Annotated in this window: 19 protein-coding genes; 3 read left to right on the top strand and 16 right to left on the bottom strand. The window is 63.6% G+C overall.

Annotated elements, in window-relative coordinates; genetic code table 11:
- Window positions 1-41: 41 nt before the first annotated feature.
- The 10 genes from DQ397_RS18340 to ubiE form a co-directional block, all read right to left on the bottom strand.
- Entirely contained in the window at window positions 42-1646 is a 1605-nt protein-coding gene (locus tag DQ397_RS18340; RefSeq protein ID WP_043207133.1) for a methyl-accepting chemotaxis protein, read from the bottom strand.
- 97 nt (window positions 1647-1743) lie between these two features.
- The gene (locus DQ397_RS18345) at window positions 1744-2451 is read right to left on the bottom strand and encodes a 16S rRNA (uracil(1498)-N(3))-methyltransferase (protein ID WP_043207137.1); all 708 of its coding nucleotides are present in this window, start codon (window positions 2449-2451) and stop codon (window positions 1744-1746) included.
- Window positions 2448-3239: a twin-arginine translocase subunit TatC gene (gene tatC, locus DQ397_RS18350; RefSeq protein ID WP_043207138.1), complete on the bottom strand. Its 792-nt coding sequence runs from the start codon at window positions 3237-3239 to the stop codon at window positions 2448-2450. Before tatC ends, DQ397_RS18345 begins: the two co-directional genes overlap by 4 nt.
- On the bottom strand, window positions 3236-3613 hold the full coding sequence (gene tatB / locus DQ397_RS18355) for a Sec-independent protein translocase protein TatB (RefSeq protein ID WP_043207140.1): 378 nt from the start codon (window positions 3611-3613) through the stop codon (window positions 3236-3238). Before tatB ends, tatC begins: the two co-directional genes overlap by 4 nt.
- Before the next feature lie 3 nt (window positions 3614-3616).
- Window positions 3617-3889, bottom strand: coding sequence for a twin-arginine translocase TatA/TatE family subunit (locus tag DQ397_RS18360; RefSeq protein WP_043207142.1), 273 nt, complete (start codon window positions 3887-3889; stop codon window positions 3617-3619).
- A 163-nt stretch (window positions 3890-4052) separates the two neighbouring features.
- Complete coding sequence (locus DQ397_RS18370) at window positions 4053-4388, bottom strand: phosphoribosyl-ATP diphosphatase (RefSeq protein ID WP_043207145.1); 336 nt, start codon at window positions 4386-4388, stop codon at window positions 4053-4055.
- Between the two features lies 1 nt (window position 4389).
- Window positions 4390-4782, bottom strand: a complete 393-nt coding sequence (gene hisI, locus DQ397_RS18375) for a phosphoribosyl-AMP cyclohydrolase (RefSeq protein WP_027592414.1) — start codon at window positions 4780-4782, stop codon at window positions 4390-4392.
- A gap of 73 nt (window positions 4783-4855) precedes the next feature.
- Window positions 4856-6466 (bottom strand): ubiquinone biosynthesis regulatory protein kinase UbiB, encoded by a 1611-nt coding sequence (gene ubiB, locus DQ397_RS18380; RefSeq protein ID WP_043207148.1) that lies wholly within the window; start codon window positions 6464-6466, stop codon window positions 4856-4858.
- A complete protein-coding gene (locus tag DQ397_RS18385; RefSeq protein ID WP_043207151.1) occupies window positions 6463-7086 on the bottom strand; it encodes an SCP2 domain-containing protein in 624 nt (207 codons plus the stop codon). The genes ubiB and DQ397_RS18385 overlap by 4 nt, the downstream gene beginning before the upstream one ends.
- Window positions 7086-7856, bottom strand: a complete 771-nt coding sequence (gene ubiE / locus DQ397_RS18390) for a bifunctional demethylmenaquinone methyltransferase/2-methoxy-6-polyprenyl-1,4-benzoquinol methylase UbiE (RefSeq protein ID WP_043207154.1) — start codon at window positions 7854-7856, stop codon at window positions 7086-7088. Before ubiE ends, DQ397_RS18385 begins: the two co-directional genes overlap by 1 nt.
- 124 nt (window positions 7857-7980) lie before the next feature.
- Here ubiE and DQ397_RS18395 point away from each other — a divergent pair, with 124 nt between their 5' ends.
- The 3 genes from DQ397_RS18395 to DQ397_RS18405 all read left to right on the top strand — a co-directional run bounded on the left by DQ397_RS18395 (window position 7981) and on the right by DQ397_RS18405 (window position 9652).
- Entirely contained in the window at window positions 7981-8256 is a 276-nt protein-coding gene (locus tag DQ397_RS18395; protein ID WP_043207157.1) for a polyhydroxyalkanoic acid system family protein, read from the top strand.
- 174 nt (window positions 8257-8430) lie between these two features.
- Window positions 8431-8853: a phasin family protein gene (locus DQ397_RS18400; protein WP_043207160.1), complete on the top strand. Its 423-nt coding sequence runs from the start codon at window positions 8431-8433 to the stop codon at window positions 8851-8853.
- 10 nt (window positions 8854-8863) lie between these two features.
- Entirely contained in the window at window positions 8864-9652 is a 789-nt protein-coding gene (locus tag DQ397_RS18405) for a phasin family protein (RefSeq protein WP_043207162.1), read from the top strand.
- A 112-nt stretch (window positions 9653-9764) separates the two neighbouring features.
- Here the strand turns inward: DQ397_RS18405 and DQ397_RS18410 are convergent, their stop codons facing one another.
- The 6 genes from DQ397_RS18410 to hslU form a co-directional block, all read right to left on the bottom strand.
- Window positions 9765-10379 carry a TetR/AcrR family transcriptional regulator gene (locus DQ397_RS18410; RefSeq protein WP_043207165.1) on the bottom strand — a complete coding sequence of 205 codons (615 nt, stop codon included), beginning with the start codon at window positions 10377-10379 and terminating at the stop codon, window positions 9765-9767.
- 4 nt (window positions 10380-10383) lie between these two features.
- Window positions 10384-12066, bottom strand: coding sequence for a class II poly(R)-hydroxyalkanoic acid synthase (phaC, locus tag DQ397_RS18415; RefSeq protein WP_043207167.1), 1683 nt, complete (start codon window positions 12064-12066; stop codon window positions 10384-10386).
- A 68-nt stretch (window positions 12067-12134) separates the two neighbouring features.
- Complete coding sequence (phaZ, locus tag DQ397_RS18420) at window positions 12135-12992, bottom strand: poly(3-hydroxyalkanoate) depolymerase (RefSeq protein ID WP_043207169.1); 858 nt, start codon at window positions 12990-12992, stop codon at window positions 12135-12137.
- A gap of 60 nt (window positions 12993-13052) precedes the next feature.
- Window positions 13053-14732 carry a class II poly(R)-hydroxyalkanoic acid synthase gene (phaC, locus tag DQ397_RS18425; protein WP_043207173.1) on the bottom strand — a complete coding sequence of 560 codons (1680 nt, stop codon included), beginning with the start codon at window positions 14730-14732 and terminating at the stop codon, window positions 13053-13055.
- 351 nt (window positions 14733-15083) lie between these two features.
- A complete protein-coding gene (locus DQ397_RS18430) occupies window positions 15084-15461 on the bottom strand; it encodes a gamma-butyrobetaine hydroxylase-like domain-containing protein (protein WP_043207175.1) in 378 nt (125 codons plus the stop codon).
- 143 nt (window positions 15462-15604) lie between these two features.
- The gene (hslU, locus tag DQ397_RS18435) at window positions 15605-16948 is read right to left on the bottom strand and encodes an ATP-dependent protease ATPase subunit HslU (protein ID WP_043207178.1); all 1344 of its coding nucleotides are present in this window, start codon (window positions 16946-16948) and stop codon (window positions 15605-15607) included.
- Between the last annotated feature and the right edge of the window lie 36 nt (window positions 16949-16984).

The raw sequence follows: 16984 nt of genomic DNA on the forward strand, positions 1-16984 counted from the left end.
CTCCGTTCGGCTTTTTCTTGTGCTTGCAGCTTGCAGCTGTTTTACAGCCGGAAGCGTGCTACCAGCCCCTGAAGGTGTGTCCCCAGGCGCGCCAGTTCGACGCTGGAGCTCGCGGTTTCCTCACTGGCTGCCGATGTCTGGTCGGAAATGTCACGTACGTTCATCACGCTGCGGTTGATCTCCTCAGCCGTGGCGCTCTGTTGCTCGGCTGCTGTGGCGATCTGCTGGTTCATCGCCTGGATCGACGAGACGGTGCGGGTGATGGTTTCCAGAGAACCTCCGGCGCGACGGGTCAATTCGACGCTGCTGTCGGTCAGGGCGCGGCTGCCATCCATCACCCCCGCCACGCGCTGGGTGCCGCTTTGCAGGCTGGCGATCAGTTCCTCGATTTCCTCGGTCGATTGCTGGGTGCGCTGGGCGAGGCTGCGCACCTCGTCTGCGACCACGGCGAAACCACGACCGGCTTCACCTGCACGAGCGGCCTCGATGGCCGCGTTGAGCGCCAACAGGTTGGTCTGCTGGGCCACCGACTTGATGACGTCCAGCACGCTGCCGATCTTGTCGCTCTCGGCCTTGAGCTGGTTCATGGCCTCGCTGGAATTGACCACTTCGCTGGCCAGGCGCTCGATCTGGGCGATGGCTTCACCGACCACGCGATCGCCTTCACGGGCCTGCTGATCGGCCATCAGCGCCGCCTCGGAGGCCTGCTCGGCGCTGCGGGCGACCTCATGCACGGTGGCGGTCATTTGGTTCATGGCAGTGGCGACCTGATCGGTCTCGACCTTTTGATTGTTGACCCCGGCGCTAGTCTGTTCGGTCACCGCCGACAGCTCCTCGGCCGCGCTGGCGATCTGGGTGACGCCGTCACCGATGCCGCTGATCAGCGTCCGCAGGCCTTGGTTCATGCGTTTCATGCTCGCTTGCAGCTGGCCCAGCTCGTCGCGGCGCTCGATCGATTGGTCGTCCTGGCTGAGGTCGCCATTGGCCACGCGCTCGGCGGCCGCGAGGATCTGGCGCAGCGGCACGATGATCTGCCGGGTGATGGTCCAGGCGGCCAGCAGACCCAGCAACAGGGCGAGGGCGGTGGCGGCGGCCAGCATACGCTTGGCTTGGCGGGTACCTTCGTCGCGTACCTTGGTTTGCGAGACTGTCATGGCCGCGCTGGACTCGAGCAGCACGTTGCCTTGCGTGGCCATGTGCTGCAGCGCCTGTTCGATTGCGGTTTGCGCGCTGTCAGGTTGTGTCGCGCGGCGCTGGTCGGCCTGCTGGAGCTGCTCGTAGCCTTGGCGGTACTGGCGCACAGCTTCCAGCTGCTGCTCTAGGCGCTGGTGATCGACAGGTTGTTCGATTTGCCCGAGCATCGCCTGCACTTGCTGCTCGAGCTTGTCCAGGGTCTTGTCCAGCTCGGTGAGCGAGGCTTGGTCGTGACGGGTCGTATAGTTCAGGCGGGCGATACGCAGCTCCTGGGTGGTCTGGTAGATCAGCGAAATGTTGCCCAGCTTGTCGCCGCGGTTGGTGACGTTGTCGATACCTGTCCAACCTGTGGCAGTGATCGCCAGGGTCAGCAGCAACACCAGGCCAAAGCCAAAGCCCAACTTGCGATTGACGCTCATGTTCCCCAGAAAATGGGCAAACCCTTGATACATGCTTCACTCCCCCGTCGGCTTGGTCGCATTTTTGTCATGCTTCCAAGGCCATCGGCTTGCCGGGGGGAAACTTGATGGGAGGTGTTTGACCCGCTCGTCAGAAAATGCGCGACAGCAATGCCGTCACGGCGGTCTCCACACGCAGGATACGATCGCCCAGCTGCACCGGCGCCAAGCCTGCTTTGCCCAGCAGATCGACCTCATAGGGGATCCACCCGCCTTCCGGGCCGATGGCCAGGGTCACAGGCGACTCCACGGCGCGTGGACAGGCCGGGTAGGGGCCTGGATGAGCGACCAAGCCAAGCGTACCGGCCGCGATGGCAGGCAGACGGTCTTCGACGAACGGCTTGAAGCGCTTCTCGACGATCACCTCGGGCAGCACGGTGTCACGGGCCTGCTCCAGGCCCAGGATGAGGTTCTCGCGGATCGTCTCGGGGTTCAGGAAGGGCGTTTGCCAGAAGCTCTTCTCGACCTTGTAGCTGTTGACCAGGATCAGCCGTGGAACCCCCAGGGTGGCGACGGTTTGGAACAGGCGACGAAGCATTTTCGGGCGTGGCACGGCCAGCACCAGGGTCAGCGGTAGCTTGGCCGGGGGCGGCTGGTCGAAGGCCACCTGCAGCTCGGCTTCATGCCCTGCCAGGCGCAGCACCGTGGCCTTGCCCATCAAGCCATTGACCTGACCGACGCGCAGGGTATCGCCCACTTCGACGCCGTGGATCTCCTGCATGTGAGTGAAGCGCCGGTCAGCCAGCACCACGCGATCGGCCGCGATGAAGTCGGCCTCTTCAAGTAACAGCAGGTTCACGGTTGGGTCGCTGGCGGCTGGTCGTTGTGGTCATCCGAGGCCGCTTCTTCGGCCTGGCTGCGCTTGCGGATCAGGCTGCCGCACAGCACGCCGACCTCGAACAGCATCCACATGGGCACGGCGAGCAGGGTCTGGGAGAAGATGTCCGGTGGGGTCAGGATCATGCCGACCACGAAGCAGCCGATGATGACGTAGGGGCGGATCTTCTTCAGGTACTGCACATCGACTACGCCGATCCACACCAGCAGCACCACTGCCACCGGGATCTCGAAGGCGACGCCGAAGGCGAAGAACAGGGTCATGACGAAGTCCAGGTAACTGGAGATGTCCGTCATCATCGACACGCCCTCGGGCGTGGCGCTGGCGAAGAAGCCGAAGATCAGCGGGAACACCAGGAAATAGGCGAACGCCATACCGGCATAGAACAGGATGATGCTCGAGACCAGCAGCGGAATGGCGATGCGCTTTTCATGGCGGTACAGCCCCGGTGCAATGAAGCCCCAGATCTGCTGGAGGATGAACGGGATGGCCAGGAACAGCGAGACGATCATCGTAAGCTTGAACGGCGTCAGGAACGGCGAGGCCACGTCTGTGGCGATCATCGTCGCGTTGGCCGGCAAGTGTGAGCGCAGCGGCGCCGAGACCAGGGTGTAGATCTGCTGGGCGAAGGAGAACAGCCCGGCGAAGATCAGGAAGATGGCGGCTACGCAGCGCAGCAGGCGGGTACGCAGTTCGGTCAGGTGCGAAACCAGCGGCATCGGCTGGTCGTGTTCCGGTCTATCGCTCATGGGGCTCGTGGCGGCTGCGGCGGCTCAGTGGGGGCGGCAGGGGATACCGGGGCGCTGCTGCCGGGAGCGGCAGGGGTGGTCGATGGCGCCGGTGTTTCGCTGTTGCCGATGGATGGCGTGGCTGGCCTGCTCGGATCGAGGATGCGCTTGGCTTGTTCCTCCATCTGCAGGATGTGCTCATTGTGCAGTTGGCGGCGGATCTCGTCGGCACCGATCTCGCGCTCGACTTCCGTCTTGATGGCGTTGAAGCTGCGCTTGAGTCGGCCGATCCACAGGCCTGCGGTACGCGCGGCACCAGGCAGGCGCTCGGGACCGAGCACCAGCAGGGCGACCAGACCGACGAGCAGCAGCTCGCTGAAGCTGATGCCGAACATGGGTCAGTCTTTCCGCTGCGGCTCTTGGACCGGCTGGGCCTGGCCTTCGATAGTCTGGCCCTGGGGCTGCTGGGCGGTGTTCTGCACGGGGGCTGCGGGCTGGGCCGGCGGCGGGGTCTGCTCGGCCGGTTTGTTTTCTTCCTCGTTCATCGCCTTGCGAAAGCCCTTGATCGATTCGCCCAGGTCGCTGCCCAGGTTCTTCAGCTTCTTGGTGCCAAAGACCAGGATTACGACGACCAGCAGGACGATCCAGTGTTTCCAGTCAAAAATACCCATTTCGTACTCCTGAAATTTACAGGTACAGCGAATTTTTCTGACAGCGCGGCCCCTGTAGGAGCGGGTTCACCCGCGAACACCGGCCAAGCCAGTGCTCTCTACCGCGTTGCATTCTTCGCGGGGAAACCCGCTCCACAGGGACGCGCTGCGCCCCGGGAATACATCAGTTGGAAGGCTGGCGTGCGGCCTTCTCGTCATGCCCGGAGAGCCCGAAGCGGCGCTCCAGTTCATCGAGCACGGCCTGTGGGTGTTGGCCCAGCGCGCTGAGCATCACCAAGCTATGAAACCACAGGTCGGCGGTTTCGTAGATGACATCGCCGTAATCCTTGCTGATGGCGGCATCCTTGGCGGCGATGATGGTTTCGACGGACTCTTCGCCCAGTTTCTCGAGGATCTTGTTCAGACCCTTGTGGTACAGGCTGGCCACGTAGGAGCTGTCGGGCGCCGCTTGCTTGCGTTGCTCGAGTACTTCGGCAAGGCGGTTGAGGGTGTCGCTCATGTCAGTGTCCTGCGCTGTAGATGGCATCCGGATCCTTGAGGACCGGGTCGACGGTTTTCCACTGGCCGTCTTCGAAGACGCGATAGAAGCAGCTTTCGCGGCCGGTGTGGCAGGCGATATGGCCCAATTGCTCGACCATCAGGATGATCACGTCGGCGTCGCAGTCCAGGCGCATTTCGTGCAGCTTCTGCACATGGCCGGACTCCTCGCCCTTGCGCCACAGTTTGCCACGTGAGCGCGACCAATAGATGGCGCGTTGCTCGGCAGCGGTCAGGGCCAGGGATTCGCGGTTCATCCAGGCCATCATCAATACGCGTCCGGTCTTATGGTCCTGGGCGATCGCCGGCACCAGGCCATCGCTGTTCCACTTGATCTCGTCCAGCCAGTCTTTCATCGTCGACTCCAAATCCGGACCCACGCCTGTGTCGGGCCCCTTGCGCTAGTGTGCCAGCCAGCCGCGCGGCTGGCTATTGGCGCACGATCAGGTAGAGCCCGGCCGCCAGCATCAGCCACGCTGGCCAGGCCGCCGGGGCGCTGAGGCTGGCCGCCCCGGCCGCCAGGGTGGCACCGCCGCCGAGCAGGCCGGCACCGAGCAGACGTAGAGCCCAGCGGTCGCCCTGGCGGCGGCGTTCCGGCAGTTGCGGATCGTTCAGGTGCGGCTGCGACAGACGCTCGAGCAGGTCGCGGGTCATGTCGGCCAGGTGCGGCAGTTGCTCTACCTGGCTTTGCAGGTTGCCGAACACTGCCTTGGGGCTCATGCGATCACGCATCCAGCGCTCCAGGTACGGCTTGGCGGTGCTCCACAGGTCGAGGTCGGGGTAAAGCTGGCGGCCCAGGCCTTCGATGTTGAGCAAGGTCTTCTGCAGCAGGACCAGCTGCGGCTGGACTTCCATGTTGAAGCGTCGGGCCGTCTGGAACAGGCGCATCAGTACCTGACCGAAGGAGATGTCCTTGAGCGGTTTCTCGAAGATTGGCTCGCACACGGTACGGATAGCCGCCTCGAACTCATTGACCTTGGTCTGCGCCGGTACCCACCCCGAATCGATGTGCAGTTGGGCGACGCGGCGGTAGTCGCGCTTGAAGAAGGCGATCAGGTTACGCGCCAGGTAATCCTGGTCCTCCGAGGTGAGGCTGCCGACGATGCCGCAGTCGATGGCGATGTACTGCGGGCTCCAGGGCTTGACCGTGCTGACGAAGATGTTGCCCGGGTGCATGTCGGCGTGGAAGAAACTGTCGCGGAACACCTGAGTGAAGAAGATCTCCACACCACGCTCGGCGAGCAGTTTCATGTCAGTGCGCTGGTCGGCCAGGGTCGCCAGGTCGGTGACCGGCACGCCGTAGATGCGCTCCATCACCAGCACCTTGGGGCGGCACCAGTCCCAATACACCTGGGGTACGTACATCAATTCCGAGCCTTCGAAGTTGCGGCGCAGCTGGCTGGCGTTGGCTGCCTCGCGCAGCAGGTCGAGCTCATCGAAGATGGTCTTTTCGTAGTCGCTGACCACTTCCACCGGGTGCAGGCGTCGGGCGTCGGCCGAGACCCGCTCGGCGCCCTTGGCGATCAGGAACAGCCAGGCCAGGTCCTGGGCGATCACCGGCTTGAGGCCAGGGCGCACCACCTTGACCACGACCTCTTCACCGCTCTTGAGGCGTGCGGCATGCACCTGGGCCACCGACGCCGAGGCCAGGGGCTCGACGTCGAAGCGGCTGAACACTTCGCCGACCTTGGCGCCCAGCTGCTCCTCGATCAGCGCCACGGCCTGCTTGGGGTCGAATGGCGGCACGCGGTCCTGCAGCAGCATCAGCTCATCGGCGATGTCGGTGGGCAGCAGGTCGCGGCGGGTGGACAGCAGTTGGCCGAACTTGATGAAGATCGGCCCCAGGTCCTGCAGGGCCATGCGCAGGCGTGCACCGCGGCTGAGCTCGGACGGTTTGCGCGGGAGCCAGCGCCAGGGCAGCAAGGCGCGCAGGCTCATCAGCCACCAGGGCAGGGGAAGGTCGAACAGCAGGTCATCGAGGCGGTAGCGGATCACGACGCGCTGGATGCGCAACAGACGGCGGACGGCGAGCAGCTTCATGCGTTATCGCTGGTATCAAGGGATCGGGCGAGGCGGCGCAGGCGCGCCTCGAGGCGTTCAACGTCGACCTTCAGGGCATCGAGCTCACTGAAGGCCGCTTCGGCTTCGCGCCGGCCGACCAGGGTGCGGGACTCTTCGGCCAGGTACTCGGAGAGGTTCTGGCTGAAGCGTGAAAGGCCCTGGCGGGTCCAGCGGGCGCGCAGGCGGATATGCCCGGCGAGCAGTGCAGTGGCGACCGGCCCCAGCCAGCGCGACAGCTCGTATTCCCAGTCCAGTTCCAGGTCCTGGAGCACACCGACCAGGTCCAGCAGCACGGCGCTGTCGCCATGCAATTCGACCTGAGGGCTGTGCAGCACGGCGGTCTTGTCCTTGGCGAAGGCCAGTTGGGCGAGGCTGCCGGCCGGCGCGCGCAGGCTGCAATCGACCTCGCCTTCCCAGTGAGCAGCGAGCATCAGGCCTTGTTCATCGGGCAGGATGTACAGCTGCAAGGCCGGCTGGCGGCAGTCGATCTCGATCACCTTGCCTTCGAGCGCAGCCAGGCGCGGCAAGGCCGTGCTGTCCATGCGCAGGACCCGGTTGAGCCCATGCTCGACGCTGGCGAGCAGGCCGGCCAGGAGCATCAGGGTTTGATTCCCCGGTGCACGGCAACGATGCCGCTGGTCATGTTGTGGTAGGTGACGCGGTCGAAGCCGGCCTCGACCATCATGGCCTTGAGGGTTTCCTGGTCGGGGTGCATGCGGATCGATTCGGCCAGGTAGCGGTAGCTTTCCGAGTCGTTGGTGATCAGCTTGCCGGCCAGTGGCATGAAGGCGAACGAGTAGGCGTCGTAGGCCTTGGACATGAGCTTGTTGGTGGGTTTGGAGAACTCCAGCACCAGCAGGCGACCGCCGGGCTTGAGGACGCGCAGCATCGAGCGGATGGCTTCGTCCTTGTGGGTGACGTTGCGCAGGCCGAAGGCGATGGTCACACAGTCGAAGTGGTTGTCCGGGAAAGGCAGCTTCTCGGCGTCGGCCTGGACGAACTCAATATTGCCGGCCACGCCACGGTCGAGCAGGCGGTCACGGCCGACCTTGAGCATCGACTCGTTGATGTCGGCGAGCACCACTTGGCCGGTGGGGCCTACCAGGCGCGAAAACTTGGCGGCCAGATCGCCCGTGCCACCGGCGATGTCCAGCACCCGGTTGCCGCTGCGCACGCCCGACAGCTCGATGGTGAAGCGCTTCCACAGGCGGTGCATGCCCCCGGAAAGCACATCGTTCATCAGGTCGTACTTGGCGGCTACCGAGTGGAAAACCTCGGCGACTTTCTTCGCTTTCTGGCTCTCGGGTACGTTTTGGTAGCCGAAGTGGGTGGTGGGTTCGGCGTGGTCGCCTTTGCGCTGGTCGTTCATATCGCTTCACCGAAAAAAATTACGGCCATTCTAGGGGCAACGGGCGGATTTGTCTTGGCGGGGTGCTCCGTGGAATGGGCGCGGGCATAATGGCGTCATTGTGTTGATATCCAGGATTGCCCGCATGACCCAGATCAGCGTTGAACGCAAACACTCCCTCGGCCGCGAGGCCGCCCGCGCCAAGGCCGAGGTGCTGGTGGACCGGCTGACCCGCGAGTACGACCTCAAGGCAAGCTGGCAGGGCGACCGCGTCGATGTGTCGCGCAGCGGTGCCAATGGCAGCGTGCATATCGGCGAGGACACCATCCGCGTGGAGCTCAAGCTTGGGATGATGCTGTCGATGATGAGCGGCACCATCAAGGGCGAGATCGAGCGAGCGCTGGACAAGGCCCTGGCCTGACGGCCCTCCGAGTACCAAGCTGCAAGAAAAAGCAGAATCGCGTACGGCGGGATTTTGCTTTCTCTTGCAGCTGCGCTCTTAGGGTGAGGATTCTAATTTTCCGCCCTACCTTATGCTCAAGCCCGCGTTCCATGGGCAGTTCCTCCATTCCCTCAAGCGAGTGAGGTGCAGAGCATGGCCAAAGTGAACCTGAAGAAAAAAGACGACGCCCCAGGCAGCACCTTGGGCGAGGTGCGCGGCTACGCGCGCAAGATCTGGCTGGCGGGCCTGGGTGCCTATGCCCGTGTCGGCCAGGAAGGCTCGGACTACTTCAAGGAGTTGGTCAAGGCCGGCGAAGGCGTCGAGAAGCGTGGCAAGAAACGCGTCGACCAACAGCTCGACGCCGCCAACAACCAGATCGACGAAGCGACCGTGCAGGTAAGCCGTGTTCGGGGCAAGGTCGAGATTCAACTCGACAAGATCGAGAAAGCTTTCGATGCACGGGTCGCCCGCGCCTTGAATCGCCTCGGCATACCGTCTAAACATGACGTTGAAGCGTTGTCCATCAAACTCGAACAGCTGACCGAGTTGCTCGAGCGTGTCGCGCGCAAACCATAAGGAGAGCAGGATGGCTGGCAAGAAGAACACCGAGAAAGAAGGCAGCTCCTGGGTCGGCGGGATCGAGAAGTACTCCCGCAAGATCTGGCTGGCTGGCCTGGGTATCTATTCCAAGATCGACCAGGACGGCCCGAAGCTGTTCGAGTCGCTGGTCAAGGATGGTGAAAAGGCCGAAAAACAAGCCAAGAAGAATGTCGATGACGTGAAGCAAAGCGCCAAGTCGTCCACATCCTCTCGTGTCTCCGATGTGAAAGAGCGCGCGTTGGGCAAGTGGAGCGAGCTGGAAGAAGCCTTCGACAAGCGCCTCAATAGCGCCATCTCGCGCCTGGGCGTACCAAGCCGCAACGAGATCAAGGCCCTGCACCAGCAGGTCGATAGCCTCACCAAGCAGATCGAGAAACTCACCGGTGCTTCGGTGACGCCAGTGTCCAAGGCTGCTGCCAGCAAGACCGCCGCCAAGCCTCTGGCGAAAGCGGCTGCCAAGCCTGCGGCGAAGACGGCTGCGGCGAAACCGGCCGCCAAGCCGGCTGCGAAGCCTGTAGCCAAGGCGGCTGCCAAGCCTGCGACGAAGAGCGCTGCGGCAAAACCGGCTGCCAAGGCGACTGCCGCCAAACCTGCGGCCAAACCCGCTGCGGCGAAGAAGCCCGCGGCGAAAAAAGCACCCGTCAAGCCCGCGGCAGCCAAGCCAGCCGTGCCGGCCGCCAGCGCCGCCCCCGCTGCAACCGCCGCTCCGGCACCCGCCGCTGCGCCGGCCAGCAGCACGCCATCGGCACCGGTGAACGCCGCTACCCAGGCCTAATACCGCGTCGCCCCTTTCGCGGGTAAACCCGCTCCCACAGGTTCAGCGTCGAACCTTGTGGGAGTGGGTTTACCCCCGAATGCGTCAGGCCAGGCAACGCATCGCGTGCGCCTTACCCCTCCAGGTATCTCCCCGCCAGCTGTTCGGCAGCCCCGCGTGCAGGGCCTACCAGATGTGGCGCCACCAGCATCATCACTTGATACACCACGATGCCCACGTCCCCTTCACGCCCAAGCACCCGCTGGTAATCGAGCGAAAACATCAGGGTCAGGGTGATCTGCTCCACCAGTTGCCCCAGCGCTTGCGTGTCGCTGCTCACAAGGCCTTGGCTCTTGAGGCTGGCGAGCAGGGCCGCCAGTGTGCGCTTGAGCGCATTGATCAGGCTGCGCATGCCGCGGGCCAGCTTCGGCAGGCGTCCGGTCAGGTTCGACAGGTCTTGGAACAGAAAACGGTACTGGGCCATGTGCTCGACGATCAGGTGCAGGAACAACCAATAATCCTCGGCGTCCAGGCGCACGCCCAGGGGTGGGTCCAGCAGCGGCATGAGCGCTTCCTCGAAGCGCTCGAAGAGCCCCAGCACCAACGGCTCCTTGCCATGAAAGTGGTAATAGAGGTTGCCCGGGCTGATGCCCAATTCGTTGGCGATCTCCAAGGTCGAGACGTTGGGTTCGCCCTGGCGATTGAACAAGTGCAAGGCGCATTCGAGGATACGGTCGCGGGTCTTCATCGTGTCAGCGTGCCCTGACATAGCTGCCCGGAGCCGGGCCCAGCGGTGGATAGCTGGCGTTGCCCAGCTCGGTCGCGGGGGCTTTCAGGCGCCCGGAGCGCTGGCCGATCCACTCCAGCCATTGGGGCCACCAGCTGCCTTCGTGGCGTGTGGCGTCGTGCACCCAGGCACGTGGGTCGCTCGACAGCGTGGGGTTCTCCAGGAAATGCGCCTTCGGGTTGCCAGGCGGGTTGATGATGCTCTGGATATGGCCGCTGTTGGCCAGCACGAAACGGCGTTTGCCACCGAGCAGCAAGGCCGAGCGGTACACCGCGTCCCACGGGGTGATGTGATCGTTGTTGCCGGCAACGGTGAAGCTGTCCAGGGTGACCTGGCTCAGGTCGATCGGTGTCCCGCACACCTGCATGCCGTTCGGGTAGGTCAAGGGGTTGAGCTTGAAGAAGTCCAGCAGCTCGCCATGAAACGCCGCGGGCAAACGCGTGTTGTCGGCGTTCCAGTAAAGGATGTCGAAAGCCGGTGGTGTCCTGCCCAGCAGGTAATTGTTGATCCAGTAGTTCCAGATCAGGTCGTTGGGCCGCATCCACGCGAAGATCCGCGCCACCTCGCCGCCATCGAGCACACCGCGCTGGTACGAGCGGCGCTTGGACGCCTCGATGGTCTGCTCGTCGGCGAACAGGCTCGCCGGGCTGTCGAATTGGCTGTCCAGCAGGCTGACCAGGTAGGTGGCGCTGCGTACCCGGCGCAATTGGCCCTTGGCCTGCAAGTGGCCCTGCAGGGCGGCCATGGTCAGGCCACCGGCGCAGGCGCCCATCAGGTTGGGGTCGCGGCTGCCGCTGATGCTGCGGCAGGCGACGAGGGCCTCTTCCAGCGCTTCCACGTAGCTGGACAACCCCCATTCGCGATGGCGTGGATCGGGGTTGCGCCAACTGACCATGAACACCTGCAGGCCGTTCTTGAGCATGTACTGCACGAAGCTGTTGGTCGGCCCAAGGTCGAAGATGTAGTACTTGTTGATCTGCGGCGGAATGACCATCAGCGGTCGGGCGTACTGTTTTTCGCTCATCGGCTTGTACTGGATCAGCTCCAGCAGCTCATTGCGAAACACCACGGCGCCAGGGGTGGCGGCGAGATTCACGCCCACCTCGAAAGCGCGCTCGTCCACCTGGCGCGGCAGGCCGTCGTTATGACGCAGGTCGTCGAGCAGGTGGGCCACGCCGCGGACCAGGCTCAGGCCGCCGGTGTTGAAGATTTCCTTGACCGCCAGAGGGTTGAGCAGCGAGTTGCTCGGAGCCAGGGCATCGTTGAGCAGGTTGAACAGAAAGTGGACACGAGCGCGGTCATCGTCGTCCAGCGTACTTTCCTCGATCCATTGGCGAGTTTGTTTCTGCCAGGCCAGGTAGGCCTGCAGCCCGCGACGGTAGAAAGGGTTCTGGCTCCAGGTCGGGTCGCTGAAGCGGTTGTCGCGCGGGTGGGGCTGGTGCGGGCTGTCGCCGAGCATCACCCGGGTCAGTTGACCGCCCAGGGCAAGCAGATGATGGGCGGTGTGCAAGGGGTTGCGCAGGCCAAGACGGCCGACATTGCGCAGTGTCGAGAACAGATCGCGCCCGCGCAGGCCGGTGATCGCGTTCTGTACATTGATGCTCGTGGCGGGGACCGGTGTCGTCCCTTTTACCGGTTTATCTGTCATCCCACACTCCGTCGTAAGGCCTCATCCACGTTCGTCTCGCGTAACCATCACCACCGGTGGGGCAGGGTTCAGCCGCCAGGGCCAGGGGCCGGGCGAGGATGCATGACCGCGCGCTGGCGCTCCTGCTGAAGGAATTTCATGATGATCGGCGCCACGGCTTCGGCCCGGGTAATCAGGAACAAATGCCCGTCGTCGATGATGTGCAGCTGTGCGTTGGGAATACGCCAGGCCAGCAGACGCATGTTGATCAGCGGAATCAACGGGTCATCGTCGCCGGCCAGTACCAGTGTCGGCTGCTGGAGCTTGTGCAGCCAGTGGATACTGGTCCAGCCAAGGCCAGCGAACAGTTGCCAGTAATAACCGGTCTTGCCGCCCGAGCGCACCTTGGCCGCGTGGTGCAGGGCCAGGTCGGGGTCGCGGCGAAAACCACCGCCATAGATCAACGGCGCGATGCGGATCACATGGGAGGGCTGCACATAGCGCCGGGGGCTGGCCATCATCATCAGCACCTTGGGCTTGCCCGGCACCATGAAGGCCCCAGCAGCGGTCGCGGCGAGGATCAGCTTCTTGCAGCGCTCGGGGTAATCGTGGGCGAACTGCTGGGCCAGGGCGCCGCCCCAGGACACGCCGATGACATTGACCTGGCCATAGTCGAGGTAGTCGAGCATGCGCGCAGTCAGCTTGGCCAGGCCTGGGAAGCGGTAAGGGCGGCTGGGCGTGGACGAGCCGCCGACACCCGGCACATCGAAGGCGATGACCTCGATGTCCGGGTCCAGCGCCTCGATGAACGGGAACACCAGCTCCAGGTTGGCGCCGATGCCATTGAAGATCAACAAAGGCGTCAGATGCGGCTTGCCGGGGCGGACCGCGGTGCGGATGGACTGGTTGTCCAGCTCGACTGTCCTGAATATGTAGGGTTGCGGCATGCACGGAACTCTAGGTCAAAAAGACGCCATGACGCGACCAAGCGGCCATGGCGACAGGTCTCATCGTTCGTGGACGTACGTCCCCGGTGCGGCTTCGCCTGCGGTGTAGGCGCGATTGCCCAGGCGGGTCGGCGCCTTTTTCAGCTCACCTGCGCGTTCACCCAGCCAGGCTTGCCAGTGTAGCCACCAGGAGTCGGCGTGCTTGATCGCGTTTTCCTGCCAGGCCACGGGATCGTCCGGGCGGTCTTCACCGGTCATGAAGCGCGCCTTGGGATTGCCGGGCGGGTTGAGGATGCTCTGGATATGCCCGCTGTTGGACAGCACGAACTCGATCTTGCCGCCGAACAGGTGCGCCGAGCGGTAGCAGGACTGCCACGGGGTGATGTGGTCGGCAGTGCCGGCGACGCTGTAGATGTCGCAGTGGACCTTCTTCAGGTCGATGGCGGTACCGCACACTTCCAGGGCGTCGGCGCGGGTCAGCGGGTTGTTCTTGAACATCTCGATCAGGTCGCCGTGGAAGGCGGCGGGCAGGCGCGTGGTGTCGTTGTTCCAGAACAGGATGTCGAAAATCGGCGGCTCGTTGCCGAGCAGGTAGTTGTTGACCCAGTAGTTCCAGATCAGGTCGTTCGGGCGCATCCAGGCGAACACCTTGGCCATGTCGCTGCCTTCGAGCACGCCGGCCTGGTAGGAGTGGCGCTTGGCGGCTTCGAGGGTCTGCTCGTCGACGAACAGCGCGACCTGGGTGTCCATGGTGGTGTCCAACACACTGACCAGCAGGGTCAGAGCGTTGACTTTGTTCTCGCCCAGCGCCGCGTAGTGGCCGACCAGCGCGGTGCAGGTGATGCCGCCGGAGCAGGCGCCGAGCATGTTCAGGTCCTTGCTGCCGGTGATCGACAGCACCGCGTCCACGGCTTCCTTGAGTGCATCGATGTAGGTCGACAGGCCCCATTCGCGCTGAGCCTTGGTGGGGTTGCGCCAACTGATGATGAAGGTTTGCTGGTTCGAGCGCAGGCAAAAGCGCGCCAGGCTTTTTTCCGGGCTCAGGTCGAAGACATAGAACTTGTTGATCTGTGGCGGCACGATCAGCAGCGGACGGGCGTGCACCTGTTCGGTGATGGGGCTGTACTGGATCAGCTCCAACACGTCGTTGCGATACACAACGGCCCCTTCGCTGGTGCCCAGGTTCTTGCCCACTTCGAAGGCGTCCATGTTCACCTGGCTGGGCATGCCACCGTTGTTGACCAGGTCCTTCGCCAGGTTGGACAGGCCATCGAGCAGGCTCTTGCCGCCGGTCTCGAAGAAGCGCTTGACCGCTGCCGGGTTGGCCAGGGTATTGGTCGGGGCCATGGCCTCGGTCATCAGGTTGATGACGAACTGCCCGCGGCTGACATCCTGAGGGGAGAGGTCGCTGTTGCCGATCCAGTCCTGCAGCTCCTTGCGCCAGGCCAGGTAGGTCTGCAGATAGCGGCGATACAGTGGGTTCTGGCTCCAGGCCGGGTCATTGAAGCGGCGGTCATCGCCACTGGGCTGCAGGCTGGACTTGCCCAGCAGCACGTTCTTGAGTTCCAGGCCAAAGTGCGCCACGTGCTTGGCGCTGTGCAGCGGCTGGCGAACGGCCTGGCGCAAGACGGTGCGCGCCGATGTCAGCAGATCCTTGCGACGAATGCCGATGACCGGGTTCAGGCCCAGGGTGTTCTCCGAGGCCTGCCGCTGCAACTCATCGTTGTTCTTGTTACTCATCTACGACGCTCCGTTGTCCTGAGACGAGTACCGGTTGGCTGTGGCGGGTACACAGACGATTGCCCGGTACTGCTGCTCGGGTGACCAGTGATAAGAAACAGCGGTGCTGCGACCGGATGCGTCAGGCGATGAGCTGCGGGATTTTCTGCGTGTGAAGACAGCCTGCTTTCGCTCGCGACCTCTACATACCGGCCCGACCCTGCCCGCGCGTTCGACGATGCAGGGAACTTGCCAGCTCCATTGGTTACCCGACTTTCATGTAATGCGCAAGACAGCTCGTGCATGAGCTGTCTGTAGGGCATTCAAACAGATGAGATTAGAAAACGCGCTCTAAAGCGTGGAAGTCTTGCACTAGAGCATGAGTTTGACGACGGATTCGGCCGGGTCGCGGGATTTGCCGGCTTTGTGCAACTCATCGAGGTACTCGGTCCACAGCTGCTCCTGGCGTAGGCACAACTGCTCGAGGTACTCCCAGGTGAACAGGCCGCTGTCGTGGCCGTCATCGAAGATCAGTTTCAGGGCGTATTGCCCGGCAGGTTCCAGGCCCGTAAGGCCGACGTTGATCTTGCCGAACTGCAGGATGGGATTGCCGTGGCCCTGGACCTCGGCGGAGGGGGAGTGCACCCGCAGGAATTCGGCGGGCAGGTGATAGACCTCGCCGGGGGCGTAAGTGAGGCTGAGGGTCTTGGAGGCTTTGTGCAGGTTGATGGCGGTGGGCAGGCGGGCCATGGGGGAATCTCTCGGGAGCTGATAAGGCAAGCTTCCAGCTTCTTGTGGAGGGATTCAAGGGCCCATTCGCGGGTGAACCCGCTCCCACAAGGTCACTGCAATCCTTGTGGAGCGGGTTACCCGTGAAGAAGGCGACGCTGGGCTTACAGGATGTAGCGCGACAGGTCTTCGTTCTGCGCCAGCTCACCGAGGTGGCTGTTCACGTAGGACGCGTCGATGCGGATCGGCGCTTCGTCATGGGCGCTGGCCAGGTCGCCCGCGCTGAACGACACCTCTTCGAGCAGGCGCTCGAGCAGGGTGTGCAGGCGGCGGGCGCCGATGTTCTCGGTCTTTTCGTTGACCTGATAGGCGATCTCGGCCAAGCGCTTGATGCCGTCGGCGGCGAACTCGATGTTCAGGCCTTCGGTCTTGAGCAGCTCGCGGTATTGCTCAGTGAGCGAGGCGTGCGGCTCTTGCAGGATGCGCTCGAAGTCTTCCGGGGTCAGCGCCTTGAGCTCAACGCGGATCGGCAGACGGCCTTGCAGCTCAGGTACCAGGTCGCTTGGCTTGCTCAGGTGGAACGCGCCGGAGGCGATGAACAGGATATGGTCGGTCTTGACCATGCCCAGCTTGGTGTTGACGGTGCAACCTTCGATCAGCGGCAGCAGGTCGCGCTGCACGCCTTCGCGGGAGACATCGGCGCCGCCGACGTTGCCGCGCTTGGCCACTTTGTCGATTTCGTCGATGAACACGATGCCGTGCTGCTCGACCGCTTCCAAGGCCTTGGCCTTGAGCTCTTCCTCGTTGACCAGGCGGCTGGCTTCCTCGTCACGTACCATCTTGAGCGCTTCCTTGACCTTGAGCTTGCGCGCCTTGCGCTTGCCCTTGCCCATGTTGGCGAACAGGCTTTGCAGCTGGTTGGTCATTTCTTCCATGCCGGGTGGCGCGGCGATCTCGACACCCATGGACTCGGCCACTTCGATCTCGATTTCCTTGTCGTCCAGCTGGCCTTCGCGCAGGCGCTTGCGGAACAGCTGGCGGGTGTTGGAGTCGCTGCTCGACTGGGAGGCTTCCTCGGCGAAGCTGCTGACCCGGGCCTGGGGCAGCAGGGCGTCGAGGATGCGGTCCTCGGCAGCGTCCTCGGCGCGGTGGCGCACGCGGATGATCTCCTGCTCGCGGAGCATCTTCAGCGCGGCATCGGCCAGGTCGCGGATGATCGATTCGACGTCACGGCCGACATAGCCCACTTCGGTGAACTTGGTGGCTTCGACCTTGAGGAATGGCGCGTTGGCCAGTTTGGCCAGGCGACGGGCGATCTCGGTCTTGCCCACGCCGGTTGGGCCGATCATCAGGATGTTCTTGGGGGTGACTTCTGCGCGCAGCTCGGCCGGCAGCTGCATGCGGCGCCAGCGGTTGCGCAGGGCAATGGCCACGGCGCGCTTGGCGTCGTCCTGGCCGATGATGTGGCGGTTGAGTTCGTGAACGATCTCGCGGGGGGTCATGGACATGATGAAAATGGTCCTTGATCAGAGTGGGTCAGCGTG

The organism is Pseudomonas sp. CK-NBRI-02, from assembly GCF_008124495.1.
Lineage (GTDB): Bacteria > Pseudomonadota > Gammaproteobacteria > Pseudomonadales > Pseudomonadaceae > Aquipseudomonas > Aquipseudomonas guariconensis.

What these genes read in the sequence shown, in the direction of transcription:
- hisI (WP_027592414.1), bottom strand. Translation starts at nt 4,782, where the DNA reads ATGAAAGACTGGCTGGACGAGATCAAGTGGAACAGCGATGGCCTGGTG.
- DQ397_RS18400 (WP_043207160.1), top strand. Translation starts at nt 8,431, where the DNA reads ATGGCCAAAGTGAACCTGAAGAAAAAAGACGACGCCCCAGGCAGCACC.
- DQ397_RS18385 (WP_043207151.1), bottom strand. Translation starts at nt 7,086, where the DNA reads ATGCTCCTGGCCGGCCTGCTCGCCAGCGTCGAGCATGGGCTCAACCGG.
- phaZ (WP_043207169.1), bottom strand. Translation starts at nt 12,992, where the DNA reads ATGCCGCAACCCTACATATTCAGGACAGTCGAGCTGGACAACCAGTCC.
- DQ397_RS18360 (WP_043207142.1), bottom strand. Translation starts at nt 3,889, where the DNA reads ATGGGTATTTTTGACTGGAAACACTGGATCGTCCTGCTGGTCGTCGTA.
- DQ397_RS18340 (WP_043207133.1), bottom strand. Translation starts at nt 1,646, where the DNA reads ATGTATCAAGGGTTTGCCCATTTTCTGGGGAACATGAGCGTCAATCGC.
- tatC (WP_043207138.1), bottom strand. Translation starts at nt 3,239, where the DNA reads ATGAGCGATAGACCGGAACACGACCAGCCGATGCCGCTGGTTTCGCAC.
- DQ397_RS18410 (WP_043207165.1), bottom strand. Translation starts at nt 10,379, where the DNA reads ATGAAGACCCGCGACCGTATCCTCGAATGCGCCTTGCACTTGTTCAAT.
- tatB (WP_043207140.1), bottom strand. Translation starts at nt 3,613, where the DNA reads ATGTTCGGCATCAGCTTCAGCGAGCTGCTGCTCGTCGGTCTGGTCGCC.
- DQ397_RS18430 (WP_043207175.1), bottom strand. Translation starts at nt 15,461, where the DNA reads ATGGCCCGCCTGCCCACCGCCATCAACCTGCACAAAGCCTCCAAGACC.
- ubiB (WP_043207148.1), bottom strand. Translation starts at nt 6,466, where the DNA reads ATGAAGCTGCTCGCCGTCCGCCGTCTGTTGCGCATCCAGCGCGTCGTG.
- DQ397_RS18370 (WP_043207145.1), bottom strand. Translation starts at nt 4,388, where the DNA reads ATGAGCGACACCCTCAACCGCCTTGCCGAAGTACTCGAGCAACGCAAG.
- phaC (WP_043207173.1), bottom strand. Translation starts at nt 14,732, where the DNA reads ATGAGTAACAAGAACAACGATGAGTTGCAGCGGCAGGCCTCGGAGAAC.
- hslU (WP_043207178.1), bottom strand. Translation starts at nt 16,948, where the DNA reads ATGTCCATGACCCCCCGCGAGATCGTTCACGAACTCAACCGCCACATC.
- DQ397_RS18405 (WP_043207162.1), top strand. Translation starts at nt 8,864, where the DNA reads ATGGCTGGCAAGAAGAACACCGAGAAAGAAGGCAGCTCCTGGGTCGGC.
- DQ397_RS18395 (WP_043207157.1), top strand. Translation starts at nt 7,981, where the DNA reads ATGACCCAGATCAGCGTTGAACGCAAACACTCCCTCGGCCGCGAGGCC.
- ubiE (WP_043207154.1), bottom strand. Translation starts at nt 7,856, where the DNA reads ATGAACGACCAGCGCAAAGGCGACCACGCCGAACCCACCACCCACTTC.
- phaC (WP_043207167.1), bottom strand. Translation starts at nt 12,066, where the DNA reads ATGACAGATAAACCGGTAAAAGGGACGACACCGGTCCCCGCCACGAGC.